The sequence below is a fragment of the Yersinia sp. 2542 StPb PI genome, from assembly GCF_048593855.1.
GTDB classification, from domain to species: domain Bacteria; phylum Pseudomonadota; class Gammaproteobacteria; order Enterobacterales; family Enterobacteriaceae; genus Yersinia; species Yersinia enterocolitica_E.
In genome coordinates this window covers 1-2,206 of the sequence record NZ_JAZGQA010000336.1, presented here as the reverse complement: position 1 = coordinate 2,206, position 2,206 = coordinate 1, and the positions used below count along the sequence as shown (strand labels likewise).

Sequence of the window (2,206 nt, the reverse complement as noted above, 5' to 3'; positions counted from 1 at the left end):
GGTCGGCGAGAGAGGATTCGAACCTCCGACCCACTGGTCCCAAACCAGTTGCGCTACCAAGCTGCGCTACTCGCCGATTTCTTACTGTTCACTCTACATGGTCTCTCGACCTATGTCCATGTAAATATTAATGAATATCTACATGTTTGTGTGGTGCGAAGGGAGGGACTTGAACCCTCACGTCCGTAAGGACACTAACACCTGAAGCTAGCGCGTCTACCAATTCCGCCACCATCGCATGTTCCACAAAATTTGGGGTGGCTAATGGGGCTCGAACCCACGACAACTGGAATCACAATCCAGGGCTCTACCAACTGAGCTATAGCCACCATAACTTCTTTACAGCTTACTTCGTCGTACGCGGCAATCTTACCACCGCAGCTCTTGCACACAAAATTAATGGTGCGCCCGACAGGATTCGAACCTGAGACCTCTGCCTCCGGAGGGCAGCGCTCTATCCAGCTGAGCTACGGGCGCTTAGCGCCGTTGCGGGTGAGGATACTACGGTTTTAATACTTGGCTGTCTAGTGCTTTTTTAGAAGAAATGGTGTGTTTGCTTACGCTTTGCACACTCTGCCGCAAAAGTTAGCCATTAATAGCCCCACCTCGCCTTGTTCGCTGGTTTTATAGACGTTTTATCCCCTTCATACTTGAAGCCGCAAGGATGTTCACTGCTCTCGGTACCCGGCCCTTCCATGGACCGGGCCTCTAGGCTACTACTGCAAGCAGCATTCAAATCGGTTCCCAGCAGATTCGTCATTCGCTTGCGGCCTACCTACAACGCCAATTACTTTGGAGATGTTTCAGCAACGTTGTGTTTATGCATTCTCAGTCCGAAATAACATGCCGACACCAATCCAAGGAAAATCACCCCGACTAACAAAGATAAACGGGTATCAGGGTTAATCCCCATCCCGACCAGTACACATATCAAGAAAGCGATAGTTAGATAGTTTACATACGGGAACATGATGGATTTAAACGGATGCTGCTTTAACGCTTCTTTATGTACCTGGCGGAAACGCAGCTGGCTAACGAGGACCACAAACCACGGCACCATGCCCGGTAATACACTGGCACTGTAAACATAGACAAACACCTGCTGTGGATTTGGAATAATGTAATTAAGGCTTGACCCCACTAGCAGACACAGAATCGTCACCGCAATACAGTAAACTGGCACACCGCTGGCCGACAGTTTAGTCAGGCAGGCAGGTAACTGGCGATTTTTCGCCAGTGCATACAACATACGCCCGCCGCTATACATACCGCTGTTACAGCCTGACAGTGCCGCAGTCAGCACCACGAAGTTAATAATACCCGCAGCTGAAACTATCCCAATCTTGGCAAATGTCAGGACAAACGGGCTGCCTTCCGTGCCGATACCATTCCACGGGAAGATAGTGACAATGACAAATATCGCGCCAACATAGAAAATCAGGATGCGCCATAAAATATTATTAATGGCTCGCTTTAATGTCACTTGCGGGTTTTTAGCCTCACCGGCGGTGATGCCCACCAGCTCAACCCCCTGATAGGACGCCACCACAATACACAAAGCAAACATGAACCCTTTCCACCCGCCGGCAAAAAAGCCGCCATGGGCTGTCAGGTTATCAAAACCAATCGCTTGTCCGTGATTACCAAAACCGAAGAAGATAACGCCCAGCCCCACCAAAATCATCACAATGATGGTGGTAACCTTGATCATCGCGAACCAGAACTCCAGCTCACCATATAATCTAACCGCCGCCAGATTAGCCAGCGCCACTATGGCCACCCCGGCAATCGCAGGTAACCATTGTGGAATTTCTGGGAACCAAAACTGAACGTATACCCCAATCGCGGTAATTTCTGATATCCCCACCGCTATCCACATAAACCAATAACCCCAAGCCGTTAGATAGCCGAAATAGGGGCTAAGATACTTATGGGCATAGACGGCAAAGGAGCCGGCAACCGGCTCCAGATAAAGCATTTCGCCCATGGCCCGCATAATAAAGAATACAAATAAGCCAGCAATGATATAAGCCAGCAATACCGAAGGCCCGGCCCATTTTAGGGTGCTGGCTGACCCCATAAACAACCCGACGCCAATTGTCCCACCTAACGCTATCAGTTCGATATGCCGGGCTTCCAACCCACGGTGTAATCCTTTTTTCTCTTCGTTATCTGCCATATATCCTCTGTGAGCTGATGATGTGTC

1 protein-coding gene and 4 tRNA genes are annotated in these 2,206 nt (G+C 49.6%); all 5 read right to left on the bottom strand.

The window, feature by feature from the left end; translation table 11 throughout:
- Positions 1–2: 2 nt before the first annotated feature.
- Positions 3–76: transfer RNA gene (locus V1952_RS21345), tRNA-Pro, on the bottom strand.
- A 75-nt stretch (positions 77–151) separates the two neighbouring features.
- Positions 152–238, bottom strand: a tRNA-Leu gene (locus V1952_RS21340).
- A 15-nt stretch (positions 239–253) separates the two neighbouring features.
- Positions 254–329 (bottom strand) — tRNA-His (locus V1952_RS21335).
- A gap of 71 nt (positions 330–400) precedes the next feature.
- A tRNA-Arg gene (locus V1952_RS21330) sits at positions 401–477 on the bottom strand.
- 310 nt (positions 478–787) lie between these two features.
- On the bottom strand, positions 788–2,179 hold the full coding sequence (gene thrP, locus V1952_RS21325) for a bifunctional threonine/serine APC transporter ThrP (RefSeq protein WP_083161890.1): 1,392 nt from the start codon (positions 2,177–2,179) through the stop codon (positions 788–790).
- Positions 2,180–2,206: the final 27 nt, after the last annotated feature.

What these genes read in the sequence shown, in the direction of transcription:
- thrP (WP_083161890.1), bottom strand. Translation starts at nt 2,179, where the DNA reads ATGGCAGATAACGAAGAGAAAAAAGGATTACACCGTGGGTTGGAAGCC.